This window comes from Catellatospora chokoriensis (assembly GCF_011297315.1).
Classification (GTDB): domain Bacteria; phylum Actinomycetota; class Actinomycetes; order Mycobacteriales; family Micromonosporaceae; genus Catellatospora; species Catellatospora citrea.
Genome location: NZ_JAAOTI010000016.1, coordinates 61,144 through 77,706, shown reverse-complemented (window position 1 = coordinate 77,706; position 16,563 = coordinate 61,144). Strand labels below are relative to the sequence as shown.

At 74.2% G+C, this 16,563-nt stretch carries 2 protein-coding genes; one reads left to right on the top strand and one right to left on the bottom strand.

The window, feature by feature from the left end:
- Positions 1 to 39 precede the first annotated feature (39 nt).
- Positions 40 to 756, top strand: coding sequence for a response regulator transcription factor (locus HAV39_RS23760; RefSeq protein WP_203736584.1), 717 nt, complete (start codon positions 40 to 42; stop codon positions 754 to 756).
- 34 nt (positions 757 to 790) lie between these two features.
- On the opposite strand, the gene HAV39_RS23755 is transcribed toward HAV39_RS23760, so the two are convergent.
- Entirely contained in the window at positions 791 to 16,561 is a 15,771-nt protein-coding gene (locus HAV39_RS23755; RefSeq protein ID WP_444542266.1) for a WXG100-like domain-containing protein, read from the bottom strand.
- Between the last annotated feature and the right edge of the window lie 2 nt (positions 16,562 to 16,563).

Genomic DNA, 16,563 nt, shown 5'->3' with positions numbered 1-16,563 from the left:
ACGAAGGTGTGAAGCTCCGATAACGAGGGGGTGACCACCGTGACGCTGTACTCCGTCCCGAAAGCGCCTGATCTGCCCCGTGAAGACTACGGCCCGTTGCGGATCCGGGTGTTCGTCGCCGACGACAACCTGGTGATGCGGACCGGTCTGCGTTCCATTCTGGAGACCCACGCCCGGGTCGCGGTCGTCGGCGAGGCCGCCGCCGACCCGGACTCGCTGCACCGGGGGCGGCGGCTCAGCCCCGACGTCATCGTGCTCGGCACCGGCCGCCACCAGCTGGAACAGACTCTGGCCGGGGTGGCCGCCGCGGCCGCGGTGCTGGTGGTCGCCGACACCGACGAGTCACACCAGGTCCAGCACGCGCTGCGGCTGGGCGTGACGAGCTACCTGGTGCACGGGCAGTTCACCGCCGACGATCTGGTCGGCGCGGTGCTGTCCACCGCACGCCGGGAGCCGTGCCTGTCGCCGGGGGTGCTGAGCGGCATCGTGGGCACGTTCCGTGACGCGGCGCTGCCACAGCCCACCGTCGTCGCCCCGCCCGCCGACCACCGGCTGTCCCGGCGCGAGGCCGAGCTGATGGAGCTCATCGTGCTGGGCCGGACCAACCGCGAGATCGCCCAGACCCTCTACATCAGCGAGAAGACGGTCAAGAACCACGTCAATCACATCTACGCGAAGCTGTCCGCGCGCAACCGGGCCGAGGTCATCGCGGTATGGCTGGGGCTGCGTGCCGCACCGGACCGCTTCGCGGCCTGAAGCGTGGGAGGTCTGATCCGGCGGCGCTGATGGTTCAGGCCTCGCTGAGCGACGACGCCCGTCCGATCAGGTCGTCGAGCCGGGCCTCGATCTCGCCGATGGTGTGCGTGGTGCCGGTGGCTCCGGGGTTGAGCAGCCGGGTGGCGTCGGCGAGCAGGGTGGTGATCTCCAGTTCGAGCGTCCGGTCCGCCACGCCGGGGTCGGTCCCCGCGTTGTCCCGGACCGACTCGGCGAGTTCGTTCAGCGTCTGCCGGACCGCGTTGACCCGCACCCGCAGCAGCGAATACTGCCCCATCCCGCTGGCCCCGTGCGCGGGGCTGATCTGCTGGCCCGACAGGAACGCCGCCCAGCGTACGAGCGTCTGGCCGGTCCCGGCGAACAGGACGCCGCCGTCGACGCGCCACGGTCCCGCCGCCACCAGGAAGATCGTCTCCGGCTGGCGGTCGGACAGCTCCTGGATCTGCTCGCGCAGGTCGGCGCCGGTCTGATCGGCCGCGATGAGCACGACCCGGGGTTCGCCGCCCACCGGGGCGGTCGCCGCACCGGTGGCCGCCGCGACCAGCACTGCCGGGTCGAGGCCGGGCGCGGCGAGCAGCACGGTCGTGTCGGCGAGCGGTGTCAGTGCGGTGACCTGCGCGCCTAGGTCGCCTGGCACCGCCGGGGTGTCCTGCGGTGGCAGCACCGCCAGCACCGACGGCCGGTCCGTGGCGTGCCAGGTGTACGCGGTGCGGCCCTGGCCGTCCGGCTCGCCGATCGGCTGGAAGCTGCCGCCGACGGGCGGGGGCGGCACGGTCAGCAGGATCGTCGGGATCAGCGGCGTGCCCGAGGAGCCGGACGACGTCGACGGGACGGCCGGAAGGTCCTCGCTGAGGACGGTGACCACGGGCGAGGCCGCCGGCCTGGGCGGGGTCGGTGACACGCTCGGGGACAGCAGGGTGCCGAGCGTCGACGTCGTGGCGGTGACGAGTGACGTGGTCGGGATCAGCGGCCCGGTCGGCAGCGGCGTGGCCGGGCTGAGCGACGGGGGTGGGCTGAGCAGCGCGGCAGGGCTGAGCGGTGTGGTCTCGACCGTCGTGTCGGCCGTGGTCACCGTGATCGGCGGCACCACGGCCGAGGTGGTGGTCGTCGACACGACCGGCGGTGGCGGGACCGCCGCGCCGGACCGGGTGAACCGCAGCGGCGGGCGCGGGGCCGCCGGCGGCGGGGCTGGGGGCGCTGCCGGGATGGGCGGCTGCCCGGCGACGGTCCCCTGGTCGGCGGGCTGGGCAGGCCGGGGGTCCGGTGGCAGCGGGGCGAGGTTGAATCCGCGCCCACGGCCGATCACCGCCGCCGTGTGGATCGCGGCGGCCCGGCCGTCGTCGGCGAGCGCCTCCATGACGTCGATGAGCGGCGCGGGGTCGTTCAGTGCCTGCATGACCTGGTCCCACAGGGGCGCGTGCGGGTCGACGTGGCCGAACCTGGTGGTGATGGGGTCCGCGGTGGTGAGCCCGAGGGTCCACCACCGCACGATGTCGGCGGCCCGGTCGGCGAGCGCCTGGACCCGGTCGCCGAATCTGTCCTCCAGGGCCTCCATGCGCTGCTGTGCGGCGCGCACGTGGGCGTTGTCGGCCAGCCGTTCGCGTACCGCCTGCTCGAACGTCTGCCGCAGGGTCCAGGAGTCGCGGTAGAGATCGGCGAGGTCATCCGGGGCCAGCGGGTTTGCCGCCAGGTCGCGGAGCACGTCCGCGTGCAGGCGGGCGGCGGCGGAGGCGGCCGTCTCCGGCCGGCCCTCGGCGTCGGTGCGGTAGACCCGGCCGGTCGGGTCGCTGCGGTGCCGGATCACCTCGCCGTCGGCCGCGGTGTGCTCGACCATGATGTGGCGGCCGAGCTCGCGGGCCAGCTGGCGGGTGGTGTGCACCGGGTCGAGCGCCAGCACCGAGGCCCGCGGCGGCAGCGCGGCCGGGCCGACCACGGTGCGGCCCTCCGGCACCGGCAGGGTGGCGTTGACCCAGTTGATGACCTCGGTGGTACGGGCCTCCCACTCCGTCACGAGGGCGCTGTTGTTGGCGCTCGGGTCGACGGCGAAGGCGGGCGCGTCGAGCCACTGCCGGTAGGACTCCAGGGCGTCGCGCAGCTGGTCGGCTGCCGCCTGCTGGGTGGGGTCGGCGCGCAGCCGGTCGAGCTCGGCCTGCATCCGCTGGGCGAGCGTGTGCTGCCGGGACCAGTCGAGCACGGCGCGGTAGGTCTCGTGGACGCGCTGCGCGTCGCTGCTGGTGAGCACGACGGGCCGGGTGTCGCGGGGGCGGTCGGCGGTGAAGTGCGAGCCCGGCGGCTGGTGCGCCAGGTCGGCCAGGTTGCGGGCGTCGCGGTGGAGCTGGTCGCGCAGCGCACCTGCCACGTTGCCGGCGGCCTGGGCCGCGGGCATCCCGCGGTCGGCCGCGGCGGCGAGGTGCTGGTCGAGGTTCGCCCGCGGGGCCCAGGGCGGCAGCGGGGACCAGGACACGGGGTCGTCGGCGGGCACGGCCGCCGCCCGGCGCTCGTCCAGCCGCCGCTGCAGTTCGATCATCTCGTCGACGAACAGTTCCATGTAGACGTCGCCGGTCACCGGGTCGCTGTGGAACGTGCCGCTAGGCACCGCGGGTCCGAACAGCTCCTGGTGTACGCGGTGGGCGGTGAACGTGGCCATGGCCCGCATACGTACCAGGTACACCGGGCCCTGCTGTTTGAGGTGCTGCTCGCGCCGGTAGTTGCCGGTTCCGGCGGCGTTCTGCCCGCGCGGGGCCAGGCGGGCCGCGCTGGTGCCCTCGTTGGCCTTGTTCGTGCCCCAGGCGTCGTCGGCGTGTGCGGTGTCGTTGACGCTGACGACATCCTTCTGGCCGATCCCGCCGTCGAGGGTGGCCGCCCAGACGTCGCTGGACATGCCCGCGGTGGTGCCGGTCTGGTGCTTGGCGTAGCGGCCCGTGCCCGTCGCGTCGATGATCTCGGCGATGATCTCCATGTCGAACACTTCGGCGTGCATGTCCAGGGCGACCCGGTCACTGGAGTGACCGGGCAGGAACAGGTCCTCGGCGACGCGGTAGCCCTCCGGCCGCAGCGCCTCGGGCAGGTGATTGGTCAGGTGCGAGCGCGACAGCAGCACCGGCAGCGCGATGCTGCCCCGGTAGCGGGCGCTGTCGGCGCCGCTGCCCAGGGCACGGGCGAGCAGCTGGCGGGCGACCGGCAGGGCCTCGTCGAGCAGCACCGCGGTCAGGTAGGCGTCACCGGGCAGCGGCGGCACCGGCGTCAGGTCGGGCAGCCGTGACGGTCCGGCGATCGGCGGCGTCTCGGCCAGCCCGCGCGGCACCTTGAGCTCGACGGTCCCGGTCCGCTCGGCGGTGACCGGGGCGTGGTGGCGGGCCAGACGGCGGTAGGCGCGCATCGCCATCGTGTTGAGGATCCGGCCGACCATGTCGAGGCGGTGCACGTCGACGGCGATCCGGTGCGGGAACCGCACGCGGTAGTGGCCGCTCCAGTCGTACACGGTCTGCTCGGTCGTGCCGACAGTCGCGATGCCGGTGCGGCGGCTGTTGCCCTCGGCCATGCCGATCGACGGACCGCCCGAGGTGCCGTGCTCGCCGGTGAACCCGACCTTGCCCGCCGTGTACGACCGTGAGCCGTCGCGGCTGGCGTTGGTGCTGTGCTGCACGTAGCCGTGCCCGTAGTTCTCCACGCCCGACTCGGCGATGAACGAGCGCACCTGGGGCGGGCCGTCGATCTCGAACCGCAGGTTGATCGCGACCACGTCGGAGGTGGCCCAGCCCACCGGGTTGAACAGGTAGATCCACACGCCTTCGGTGTGCATCATGTCCTCGTAGAGGGCGTGGTCACGGCCACCCGCGAGCATGCCCTGCAGGGTGTCGATGCCGCCCTGCAGCCGGCCGATGTTGCGCCCGGTGTCGGTCCAGACCTCGGGGCGGCGGCCGAGCAGTCCCGGGGCGGCGCGTTCGACGGCCTCGAACACGGTGGTGAACAGGTCGGTCTGGCGGCCGTCGGGGGTGGGGTCGAGCGTCGCGCCGGCGACCGCGGCATGGCCGAGCGCGCGCGGGCCGGGGCGGGTCAGGTACTCGGGCACCCCGACGTTGGCGAACGCGTCGGCGGGGTCGCGCAGCTGCAGGTTCATCTGCTCGGTGGTGAACTGCGCGGTGAACGCGTCGCGCACGTCCTGGTCGACGACGGGGGTCTGCCGCGTGTCGTGCCGGTTCCGCAGGTCCAGCGCGAGCGCACGGCGGCGCACGTCGCCGGGCGCCGGGACCGCGGCGGGCTGGGCGAGTGCGGGAGCCGGGACCGCGGCCGGAGCCGGTGCCTGGGCGGCCTGTGCCCTGGCGATGCTGTCGCGCTGCCAGCGGGTGAGCACGGCGGCCACGGTGTCACCGGGCAGCACGAGTTCGCCGCGCTGCCAACGGGTCATGGCGTCGAGCAGCTGCGCGTCGTTCAGCGGCACCCGGTTCTCGCCGTAGCGGGCCAGCGCCTCAGGTTCGGACAGCAGGTAGACCATTCTTCGGCGGTCGACGTTCCTGGTGTCGGTGTGCATCTTGGCGCCGATGACGGGGGTGTTGCCGGCCCGCACGGCGACGATCTTCCCCTGGCGCTCGTACGAGGCGCGCACGACGAGGTCGACCCAGGTCTCGAAGGCGTACGCGCGGTGGAAGTCCAGGTCCAGGAACTCCTTGGCGCCCGTACGCCCGTTGGTCTCCGACTTCGTCCAGCCCCAGTGCTGACTGGCCCCGAACTCGGGTCCGACATCGGTGAGCCCGTCGGCCTTCGGGTTGCCGCCGACCCCGAAGGTGAGCTTCTCCAGGGTGAGGCCATCGCTGGCGTTCTTGCTCGTGGAGGCCTCGGACAGCTGCAGCTTGATCAGGCCGAGCACGTACTTGTCGGCGGTGGCGCCGACGAAGGTGCTGTCGCCCATGGTGCCGGAGACGGCCATGCTGCCGTGCTCGTCGGCGACCAGGTGGGCCTTGAACAGCGTGTCGGTCGCGTACAGGTGCTGCATGATCTCCTTGGCGTGGGCGCCCAGGCTGATGGTGCCGCCGAAGTTGGACACCTCCTCGTCCGTGGCCCGGCCGGGCCCGGTCAGCCGCGGCAGCAGCTCGCGCAGCGCCGGCAGCACCCCGGTGGTGTCGAAGTAGGCGATCACGGCCTGGTCCAGCACCCCCGCGTCGGTGGGCTGGGACTGGCCCAGTTCCATGGTCGGCGAGTTGAACGCCGGGGGCAGGTGCACTACCGCCAGGTGATCGCGCAGCGGGATCGGGGCGAAATCCGGGGTGCCGTCGTCGTACTCCACCCTCACCCGGAAGCGGCTGGGCAGCCGGAACTCGTCCAGCTTGCCGGGATACTCCAGCAGCTCGGGACGGTTGGACAGCAGGCCGACGTTCTGCCTGGCGCCGGCGCCGCGCTGGTACTCCACCCCGCCGCGGGCGAACTGGCCGACCGGGATGTCCTTGATCCCGCCGCTGACCTTGGCGCCCACCACGAACTCGCGGCCGCCGCCGACACCCTGGCCGGCGTTGTCCATGCCCATCCCGAGGTTGACCATGTGGTACTCGTCGGTGCGCCGGACGAAGTGGACGGAGGTCCCGTCGGGCTTGGTCGCGCCGGCGTACTGCTCGGCGCTCAGGGTGACCCGGGCGCTGCGGACGTGGCCGCGCTTGTCGCGGTGCCGCAGGGTGAAGGTGACCCCGTCCTGGTGCAGGCTGTTGTAGTGCGAGTCCAGCCCGTTGGTGGAGACCATCTTGTTCACCAGTTCGAGGTTGTCGAGCTGGCTGTCGAGCCCGGACTTGCGGGTCCAGTCGACCGCGTCCTCGCCGGTGTGGAACGGTCGGGCGGCGTCGGGCGGCAGGAAGCCGCTGTCGCGCAACTCCGGCAGCAGGAAGCCCCGCAACTCGTCGACGGCCGACTGCTCGACCCGGACGAGGCCCTGCCCGATGCCGTGCCCGTCGGCCACGTGCCGCGGCAGCGGCACCGCCCGGGGTGCGCCCGGCAGGTGGTCGGTGTTGCGCAGCAGCCCCGGCTGGAACGGCACCGTGGGCACGGCCGGCACCGCGGCGGAGGGACCGGCCGCCGCTGCGGCGGCGGCAGCGGCGTTCAGCTGGTCCTGAAGCGCCTGCGGCAGCGCCGCCTGGTCGACCGTGAACCCGTGCGCGAACGCGTCGGGCTCCGGAATGCGCAGCAGCGCGCTGCCGGGCACCCACGCGGTCGGCTGCGCGACCACGTCGGGGTTGGCCCGGACCGCGACGGTGGCCCGGAACTGGAATCCGACGTGGTATCCGCCGGTGAAGCCGGTGTATCGCGCCACGTGCACCCACAGCCCGGCCCGGCCCGCGCTCGCGTTGTCGAAGTTGTGCCAGTTGAAGCCCGCGTACAGGCCCGGGCCGAGGCTCAGCCACGGCAGCGGCACCAGGTCGACGTCGAAGGTGCCCTTGATGCCGCTGGTGTTGCGCACGGACTGGCCGCCGCTGTTGCCCGCGATGGCCGTGGCGATCTTCTCGACGTGGGCCTTGTCGCTGGTGCTGCCGACCCGCACGGTGCCGTCGGCCAGCCGCTGGCCGTGCACGGCGATCTCGGCCACCACACGGCCGCGCTCGTGCAGCGTGAAGCGGTAGCCGTCGGGATCGTTGACCGCCGTGTCCAGGTGGGCGTCCAGGTTGGACAGCTTCTGCAGCAGCTCCTTGCGGGTGTCACCGCCGATCTCCATGGCGAGGCCGCCCTCGCGCAGCTCGCTGACGATGTCGTCGGCCAGCGCGGGCAGGCCGGTGATGCCGGAGGCGAAGTACGTGGCCGGGATCCGCGCGGCCATGCGGTCGTACTCGGCCCGCTCCGGGGTGCCCGCCGGCGGCACGGCCGCCTTGACCTGCGGGCCGGCGGTCGCCAGGTTGTGCTCGGCCACGGCGAGGATCAGCTGCTCGGCCGATGTGCTGGCGACGTTGTGCACGCCGGTCTGGTGCCATGCCTGCGCGGGGTCGGTGCGCACCTGGAAGCTCCAGCCGGGCTCCAGCGCGAGCAGCGTGGAGTCGGCCCGGGTGTCCTCGACGTGCCCGCCCTCGGCGTCCTTGATGTATCCGGTGCTGCGGTTCGTGACGTTGGCCGCGCCCGAGATCGAGAAGCCCAGCTTGGCGACCTGCAGCACGACCGGGTCCAGTCCCAGGGCGAAGCCCGCGGCCAGCGTCAGCCTCAGGGCACCGGCCTGCCCGGACTGGCCCTGCGAGTGGGCGCCGGTCTGGAACACGCCATTGGTGGCCTGGTTGGCGTGGTAGCGGCCCTTGTCCGGGGCCCGGCCGGCCAGGGTGTCGCTGGAGGTGGCCGGCGCGGGCCGATCGTAGGAGCCGGCCGGGTTGCCCAGCTGGCCCGCCTGGCCCAGGGTCAGCCTGACCAGCACCTCGACCCCGCCGAGCGTCACCACGTAGCCGCTGGCGCCGACCACGTACCGGTAGTTGCTGAGCAGCAGTTGCGGCAGCGCGGTCCACTCGGCGGCGGTGACCTCGACCCCGGTCCCCGCCACAGCGTCCTGCAGCGACCGGACCAGGTCGGTCATCAGCGGAAGGCCCGCTCGCGGAATGCCGATGCTGTGGGTCAGCGGGTCCACCGCGATCGGGGTGACCGTCAGCGGCGGTGCGGTGACCACCGGGTCCGGCGGTGGCGGCGGCGGGAGGGTGTCGGGCCGGTCCTGCGGCGTCTTCGATGTCGACGCGACCTTGTCGGCCGAGGTCAACGCCTCCGGGAACACCGGCGGCAGCGGCGAGATCGGTGGCGGGGTGGGGATTCGTGGCGGTGTCGGCGGCAACTGCGGTGAGGGCGGCAGCTGCGGCGAAGGTGGCAGTTGCGGGGAAGGTGGCAGTTGAGGGGAAGGTGGCAGTTGCGGTGAGTGCGGCAGTGGCGAAGCTGGCAGCGGTGAGGGCGGCAGCTGCGGCGACGGCGATGACGGAATCGGCCGGGTCGGTGGAACCGGCGGGACGGGCGGCGGCGGGACGGGCGCGAACTCGGCACCCGTGGTGCTCTCGTCGGTGTCGGTGAGCAGCGAGTCCGTGGACGGGCTCGGCAGGGTCGGCTCCGCCGGGGCGGGCGCACGCCGCACCACCCGTCCCGACAGGTCCGCGGCCACCGGCACCGTCGCCATGGTGTGCCCGCCCGCGGTCACCACCAGGTGCACCGTGGGCACCGTCGCCGGGTCCAGGCCCGCGGGGGTGAACTCCTGCACGGTCGCGGGCTGCACCAGCACCACGCGGACCCCGAACAGCTCGGCGAGGCTGTTGACCAGGCCCTCGGCCACCAGCGGCGGCGCGGCCTGCCCGGTCGTGCCCAGCTGCTCCACCCAGGACACCTGCAGCCCGATCCGCTCGCCGAGCCCGGCCGGGTCGGCGTTCATCAGCGGCCAGGCGTTGCCGCTGGTCGCCAGGTCGGCCAGCAGCAGCGCGGCGAACGCCGACCGCAGCCGTTCCGGGTCGGACCGCACCAGCCCGGCCAGCCGGCCGCCGCCGTACGCGCCCTCCTGTCGCAGCGCCTCGAAGAACGACTGCGGACCGGCCTGGTTCGCCACGGCGGCGAGCCCTCGGTCGGCCAGCGCCTGCCGCTGCTCCTGGGTCAGTGCGTCCGGGTCAGTCGGGTCCGCCGTCGCCGGGGCGGGCGTCCACTGCACGGCGGCGGAGTCACGCGCCGGTGGCGGCTGCTGGGCGACCGCGTCCCGCACGGTCTGCAGCACCGGTGCCAGCCCAGGACCGGCCACCGGCTGCCGGCCCGGCAGCAGCACGTCGCGCAGCTGGCCGGACAGCTCGGTGGGCGTCGGCAGCACCGGATCCGGCCGGCCCGCGAGGTCGCGCAGCAGGTGGTCGAGATCGGTGAACGCCGCCTCGTCGGCCAGCACGCCGTCGGCCGGGACCGCTTCGAGCAGCCGGGTGCCGCCGTTGGCGGCGAACACCGCCGGCGCCGCGTCGAACGGCACCGTGGCCAGCAGGACGCCCCGGTGGTCGGCGACGACCACGACGGGCGAGGAGCCCTCCGCCGCCGGTGGTCCGTACAGGGTCCGGCCCCCGTCGGCCCCGACGAGTTCGACGGGCCTGCCGAGCAGGTGGCCCATCAGGGTCAGCACGACGTCGTTCAGGGACCGGCCGGACAGCGCGGCGGGCATCCGCTGCGCCGGCATGCCGTCGGCGAGCCACGCCACGACCTCGCTCAGCGCCACCTCGTCCGGTTCGGTCAGACCCAGGGTGGGTATCGCGCCGCCGGCCCGCGCGGCGTCGGCGAGCACCATGCCGGTGATGGCCTGGAGCCAGTTCGCGGGCGCATGGTCGAGCACGGGCAGCAGGCCGGTGGCGCCGTGGAGGACGGCGGCGTTGGCCACGACGGCGAACTGGTGGCCGGCGGTCAGCGGGAGCGCGGCATGCAGGCCGAGTTCGTCGAGCCGCGCGTGGGCCTGCGGGGTCAGCGCGATGTCGGCCGGCTGGGCGTGCCAGGTCAGGTTCCCGGTGATCGGCGGCAGGCCGCTGTCGCCTGCCGGGTGCGCCGACGGCGGGTTCAGCGGACCCGGCGTGGGTGATCCGTCGTTCTGCGGCGCGGGTGCGGCCAGCTGCTGCCACACCCGGTGGGTGTCGGGCAGTGCGCCCGCCGGGACACCCCGCTGGCCGTACAGGAACTCGTGGAAGGCGTCGACGGCCGCGAACCCGGCCCGCGGTTCGAGCAGCCCGCCGAGCGGCGCGGGCGGCGGGTCGACGTCGACGGTCGGCAGGTCCGCCGTCCTGCGTTCCAGTTCGGCCATCCGGCCGTGGCGGGTGGCGACCTCGGCGGCCGCGGCGTCCCGGTGCTGCTCCGCGGTCAGCGGCAGGCTGCCGGGCAGGCTCGGGTCGTTGATCGCGGCGTGCACCGCGGAAGTCTCCTGCGCGGTCAGTTCGGCCGCGCCGTCCTCGGCCAGCCGCCGTTGCAGGTCTACCAGCAGAGCGACCCTGGCCTGCCCTGCGGCGGTCGCGGCGGCCTGCTGCTCGGGGGTGAGGGTCACCGGCGCGAGACCCTGGCGGCGTAGCGCCGAGTTGACCGCGGCCTGCACCCCGGTGCCGGTGAGCTGCCCCTGCAGGCCGGCCGCGAGGGTCTCGGTGAGCGCCCGGTCGACCTGCTCCCGTACGGACAGCTGCGGCGCGGGAGCGGCGGCCAGCGTCGTGGTCAGGGCGCGGTCGACCGCGGCCTGCCGTTCGGCCACGCTGAGCACCGCCGAGGGCCGCAGCTGCACCTGCTGCCGGAGCCCGGCCAGTTCCCGGGCCTCCGCACGGGCCCACACGCGCTGGTTGCGGATCAGGTTGACGCGCTGCGCCACCGGGATCCGGGTGTCGCCGGCGATCCGCTGCTCGCCGGGGGTCAGCGGGCCGAGGTCGTCGAACGCCGCGTGTTCCCGGCGCTCGCGGGTGTCGTCCCTGCTGTCGCGGGTGTCGTCGCGGGGCAGGGTCACCGGGGGCGGGTGCTGCTCGCGCGCCAGCACGGTCTCCCGCTGCACCTGGGTCCGCGAGCCGTCACCGGGTCGGGTGGCGGTCCGGCTCGCGCCGCCGGGACGGTCGCCGCCGGGTCGTCCGCCGGAGCCGCCGGATCCGCCGGATCCGCCGGAGGAGCCGTCGTCGCTGAGCGTCTCGCGCATGACGAGGCGGCCGGTCTGCGGGTCGTGGGTGAGGCTGTCGAGGTCGACGCGCTGCGGGGTGACCAGGAACGTGCCGTCCTCGGTGAGGGCCAGCTGCTCCTCACGTCCGGCGACGGGCGCGAACGTGGCGGTCCGCACGCGGCCGTCGCCGAGGTCCACCTCGACGACGTCCAGGTGGTCGCCGCGTACCGGCAGCGCCGACAGGGACGGGCCGGTGCCGGCCGGGTCGGTGTCGGGGTCGGCCGGGTGTCCCGGGTCGAACCGGAAGTAGGACACCTGCGACGGCGGTTGCGGCTCGGGGCGCGGCGGCGCGGGTTGCGGTGCCCGGCCGGGGGCGATGACGGTGAAGGACGGGGTGGAGCCGGCCGGGTCGGGGCTCTTCGGGGGCACGACCCGGTAGAGGCCGGTGTCGGTGTCGCGGGCGAGCACCGCGGTGGGTACGCCGTCGCCGCCGAGCGGCTGCACCGTGACGTCGCCGACGGGGGTGCCCTCGTGCCAGGTGGAGCCGTCCTCGTCGACGCGGCGGTAGGTGTGGCCGTCCGGTTCGGCGCTGAACTGCGGCGCGTGGGTGAACGTGACGAGGGCGACGCCGCCGTGCGCGTCGCGGCGCAGCAGCTGCCGTCCCGGGCCGTCGTCCGTCGTGGGCAGCGGCTGCCCGGAGTCCCGGTCCACGTTGATCACCGTCCACCGGCCGGTGGCTCCGTCGTGGACGAGCACCCGTTCGCCGCCGTACATCCGCTCGGTGGCCGGGCCCGAAGCCGGCCGCGTCGCGTGCACGACCTCTGCCGGATCGAGGTCGACCTCGGTGACCTGCAGGGTGACCGGGTCCAGCTCGAAGTAGGCGTACCGCTCGGGTGAGCGGGTCGTGGCGGCGGACCCGGTCGCCGGCGGCGCGGTGACGGTGCCGTCCTGCCCGGCGACCGTCGTGGCCGGGCCGCCGCCGAGGCGGTGGCCGGTGCCGGGGAAGGCCGGTGCGCTCCGGGCGGCGAGGGTGACCAGGTGCAGGCGTCCGGTCAGGGTGTCGTGCTGGAAGACCTGCCGGCCCGGCTCCGTTCGCGGTGCCCGTTGCGGCGGAGGCGGCATGGCGGGTCGGGCGGGCGTCGTGGTCGTCGAAGGTGTGACGGCGGGCGCCGGTGCGGGAGCCTGGACCGGAAGCCCGGTCAGCACGTGGGTCTGGCCGGGATCGAGCAGGTCGACGGTGAGCTGGGTCCGCTGTGCGCGGGGCAGCTGCCCGGTGAGGGTGCGCAGCTGGTCGGCGACTGTCTGCGGGACGGCCACGCCGGGGACCCCGATGGCGAGCCGTACTCCGCCGCGGTCGGCGTAGCGGGTGGTGATGTCGGTGGTGGGCGTGCCGGTGAGGTCGGCGGGGCGGGCCCACAGACCGCCGGGCAGCACCTGCAGCACCCAGCCGTCGGCGAGGGCGTACGTGTCCGGGTCGGCGCTCGGCGGCAGGTTGCCCGGCACCGTCCGGGTGGGCATCGGCGCGCCCGGCCCGCGCACGTCGAAGAACGCCGCGTACGGGGCGAAGGCGAGCCGCCCGTCCGGTCCCACCGCGACGGTGGTGGCCGGGTCGGGCCGGGTGCCGTCGAGGCGGGCGGCGTCGATCCGCACGGGCACGCCCACGGCGGCGGCCAAAGCCGTCGCGTCGGCAAGCGTGTGATCCGGCTGCGCCACCCGCAGGTCGAGCACGATGCGCTGGCGTACCTGCGGTGGCAGGCCCTGCACGTAGACGGTGAGCACGTCGGGGTCGGCGAAGCCCGGGTCGGGGATCAGCCGCAGCGCGTTGCCGGTCGGCGGCAGTCCGGTGAGCTGCTGCTGCACGTCGGCAGGCACGGCCGGGTCGCCGGTGGAGTCGAGGTACAGCCCGCCCGGCACCCGTACCGCGCGGCCGGGGCCGGCCGGCTGTACGGCGGTGTCGGTCAGCCACAGCTGCCAGGGGCCGGGCATGCCGTGGGCGAGCACGTCGGGGCGGGTCGTCGGCGGCAGTGCCGCCAGCATCGTGGTCACCTGCTCGCGGACCGCGTCGGGCACGGCCGTGCCGGGCAGCCCGACGGTCAGCTGCGGCGTCCCGGCCGGGGCCCGTTCGGCGGGCAGCCGCGGCCTGGTGATGCCCGGCGGCAGCTGTTCGGGGCGCACCCAGACGCCGTCGGTGGTCTGCTCGGCCACCCAGCCTTCGGCGAAGCGGTAGCGCCACACCCGGTCCGAGGTCCGCATCCCCCGCGGCGGGCGCTGGGTGGGCGGGGGCCGGTCCGCCGGGTAGACCCGGAACTCGTGCGCGAACTCCGCGAACGTGGGGCGCTGCCGGGCGTCGACCGGGATGACCCGGTCGGTGGCGTCCCGGCCGCCCGGCAGCATCGACGGTGGCAGCACCAGTGGTCCGCGCCGTCCGCCGAGCACCGTCGTGGCCAGCCGTACCGCCTGGTCGGTGGTCATGCCGGGGCCGGTGGTGTAGCGGACGATCAGCTGGTCGGCCAGCGACGGCGGCAGCGCGGCGATGGTCTGCCGCACCGCCTCGGGGGTGACGCCCGGTCCGACGACCAGGGTGGTGCGGTTCGGCGTCGCGGCGGCGAATTCGGCGTCCATCCGCGCCGTTCTGGTCTCGTCGGCCTGGTAGAGCGCGATGCCCGCCGGGACCGGGCGCAGCAGGTGGGACGAGGGCAGCTGGATCGCGTCGAGGTCGACGCCCTGCGGGCCGCGGTCGAGCCGGTACGGCTCCGGTTCGCGCCACGGCGTGGGCACCTGGTGGGTGGCGCCGTCCTCGGTGAGGAAGACCAGCCCGTCCTCGGTGACCCGGATGAGGATGGCCGTGTCACCGGTCAGCGCGCGCAGGTCCGGGTCGAGGTCCGACAGCTGCCCGTCGAGGGCGACGACGACGCCGTCGCCGGTGTGCAGGAAAACGTCTCCGACCAGCTGCCAGCCTGCCTCGGGGTAACCCTGCTCCCCCAGCCGCGCCGGGCCGTCGGGCCGGTTGTCGAAGGTCGCGGTCGTCGGCGCGGTCGTCGGGTTCGCACCCAGGCCGGTGGCCAGTTCCACGGCCAGTTCCGCGGCCCGGTCGGGCTGGTTCTGGTGCAGCGCCTGCGCGACGGCGGCGACCGCGGGCCGGTGGGCGTCCAGCGGGACCGGCGCGGGCAGGTACTGCTGGACCAGCTCCTCCGCCTGCCTGATCACCAGTGCGGCGTCCGCGGGTTTGAGCTTGCCGATGGTGACCTCGGGGGCAACCCGCACCGGACCGTCAGGGTCGGGGTCGGGGTCCGACACCGGCGAGCCCTCGCGGCCGGGTGGGCGGCCGCCGGGCGGCCCGCCCGGCGGTCCGCCGTGGCCGCTGGGCGCCGCCATCATGAAGACGAACGGGTTCTGCATGGTCACGGCCGGGTTCAGCAGCTGGTCGTACCCGGACAGCGGGTCCGGCGGCAGCCCGAGCAGCGCGCGCAGCTCGTCCTTCGACGTCGGCATGACCAGGTCACTGGTCGCGTCGAATGTCACTCCCGTGTCGAACTTCCCCGCCGCGTCGAACTTCGTCCCGCCGTCGAACGTGTCGCCGTCGAAGCCGGTCAGCCCGGTCCGCGTGCTGCCGCTGTCGGTCGTGCTGTCGGCATCGCCGAACAGCGACCCGGTGTCCGATGTGGTGGTCGAGGAGCTGTCGGTCGTGTCCGGTGACGCCGGCGCGGCCAGGTCCATGCCGACGTGGTCCTGCTCAGCAGTCACCAGCGGCGGCACGGCCGCGCTGGTGGCCGTCTCCGCGGTGACCACGGGCACGGTGGCCGGGTCCGGGCCGCCGGGCGGCGGCAGGGTGGTCGAACTGGTGACGGTCCGCACCTGCGGGGCGGCGGGGCCGCTGGCCGGGCCCGAGCCGGTCCGCGGCGGCGTCGGCGCGTTGGTCGTGCTCGTGGTGGGGCGGGTCTGGGGCACGGTGCCGGACTCGCTCACGGGCTGGTTGACCGTGCTGCCCGGGGCGGGGGTGAACGTGCCGGACAGGTGGAAGTCGCCGTCGAACCGGCCGCTGCCCTGCACCTCGCCGACGATGACCTGGTCGCGTACGCCGATCGTGGCCTTGTCGAACAGCCCGTCGAAGGTGCCCTGGAACCCGCCGGTGCCGGTGAACGTGCCCGTGCGCGGCTGCCCGCCGGGCGGGGTCAGGGTGCCGTCGAAGGTGATGGTGCCGATGAACGTCTTCGGGTCGGGGAAGATGCCCTTGAAGGTGAAGTCGCCGTCGACGACGGCCGGGCCGTCGAAGCCGTGCGGGCCGCCGTCGAACTCGATGGGGTTGCCGTCCAGTCCCGGGATGTCGATGTTGCCGACGTCGCCGTCCAGGCCGGCCATCGTGCCGCCGCCCTTGGTCCGGTGCCCGATCCAGTCCAGCACGCCTTCGACCGCGCCGGCCGACGCCGACGCCCACTCGTTCTCCTTCTGCTCGCGGCGTCCGGTCAGGATCAGGTCCGCGATCTGCTCGGTGCTCCACTCGTGCAGCGCGCCGATGCCCGCGAACCCGACGATGGAGGTGACGAACTTCTGCCCGAAGATCTTCCCGAATCCGGCGAACAGGATCGGCCCGAGCACCCCGCCGATCGCTCCGGCCAGCGCCGCGCCGCTGGTGCGCTTGGTGTCCCACTGGGTACGCGTGTGCGTGATGAACAGCTGCGTGAACTGGATCGCCACGTCGAGGCCGACCTGCAGCACCACGCCGAACACGATCGACATGATCAGACGGCGGAAGAACGTCTGGGACATGTAGCGCCCGAACGTGATCAGCGCAGAGATCCACCCCGACGCCCACGCCGACGTCGGCGGGAACGACACCCACGGCAGCAGCATGACGATCTGCGCGGTGAGGATGGCCAGCTGGCCCAGGATGGACGCCTTGGTGTACTCGACGTTGGTGCCCGCGCCGTCGGCGAAGCGCCCCAGCTTGCCGGCCGCCTCCACCAGGGTGTGCAGGGCGCCGCCGTCGACCAGTTCGGTGAGCTTGTCGCGCATGGCCGACGCGGCGTCACCCTGCCAGCCCGCGCCAGCCACCGCGGCGCGGATCTCGACGATCTCCGCCTCGGCGGTGACCATCGTGGCCTCGAACGCGAGCCACACCTTCGCCAGCGCCCAGAGCTGGTCCTCGTCGGCCTGCGGCCAGGACTCGCCGGTGACCACGAGGAAGAACTTGCCCACCCAGTCGGGCACCTGCATAC

What these genes read in the sequence shown, in the direction of transcription:
- HAV39_RS23755 (WP_444542266.1), bottom strand. Translation starts at nt 16,561, where the DNA reads ATGCAGGTGCCCGACTGGGTGGGCAAGTTCTTCCTCGTGGTCACCGGC.